Origin of the sequence: Collinsella sp. CLA-ER-H10 (assembly GCF_040092475.1) — a bacterium.
GTDB lineage: Bacteria > Actinomycetota > Coriobacteriia > Coriobacteriales > Coriobacteriaceae > Collinsella.
The window spans coordinates 1-1,027 of the sequence record NZ_JBBNLM010000048.1; the positions used below are offsets into that span (position 1 = coordinate 1).

The following is a 1,027-nucleotide window of genomic DNA, read 5'->3' on the forward strand; positions in this document are numbered from 1 at the left end:
TAACGGGAATGCCGGGGCCGCGACAAGCAGCGCGGAGGTAAGGGGGCCCGCGAGGACGCGCCTCGTTGCGGTCGATAGGACGGCGGAGCAAACGGATATCAAGGTTCCGCCCGCAAGAAGCGCGAGAAGCAGGGCTGTGAAGACGTTTCCCGCGGTCGTGGTGGTAAGCGCGCCGTCATGGAAGAAGGAGATCGGGTACCCAATTTGCCCGAAGCCGTTTAGGGCCAAGGCGTAAATGCCCCCGGGTGCGAGGCCGGCGAGGAGCATCGCGGTCCCCGCGGCGATTATCGAAAACACGATCTGGATAAGGCGCCGGAATTTGGGCACGGGCGCCTTTGCCGCCAGGGTCCCGGGCCTTGTGGCGCCGAGCACGAGTATCGACGAGAGAAGGAAGGGGATGAAGGGAAGGAAAGACGGCGCCGTGGCAATGGCGTAAGGCAGGAAGGAAAGGAATGGCAGGTCGTTTGCGGAGGCCGGGATATCCGTGATGCCGGAGCTGCTCAGGGCACGGCAATATGCGAGCGCTGCGTCATTGGTCTCTCGGTCTCCCACGATGGACCCGGATTGGAAGCCTTCGCCCATGAGCGCGTAGTAGCTCTCGGCAGAATCGAGAAAGGCGGCGTCGGTTTGAGCGACAAGGGCGGCGTTCGCGTATCTCGCAAGCTCCGCGTCATTTTGCTGCTCTGGAGATAGGTCTGTGCCGCTGGCCTGGGGCGCGCGCGTATTGAATGCGTCGACAAAGCCCTGCATGCCCTGTTTCATAAAGAAGGGCCCGTAGATGGGTGAATTGAACGCAATGGGGACGGAAAAGGCTGCAGCGAGAACGAGCGTACAAATCCATACGGCCTTGTCTCTTAGGATTAGTTTGAGAAGAAGTCGACAGTACATTTAGAAGCACCTACGTTCCTCAAAGAATTGTTAGATTAAAAGTAACAGACCGGATGAAGATACGTGCGACGGGGGCGAGGCGAATGGCTGAGCGGTATCGATATGCGGGTTCAACGGTATCACATTGGCCACATAGATT

General features: G+C 59.0%; 1 protein-coding gene. It reads right to left on the reverse strand.

Translation table 11 applies throughout. The annotated features are described in order from the left end of the window. A partial coding sequence (locus AAAX36_RS09425; RefSeq protein WP_349075285.1) for a hypothetical protein occupies positions 1 to 888 on the reverse strand: 888 nt, incomplete at its 3' end. Positions 889 to 1,027 lie beyond the last annotated feature (139 nt).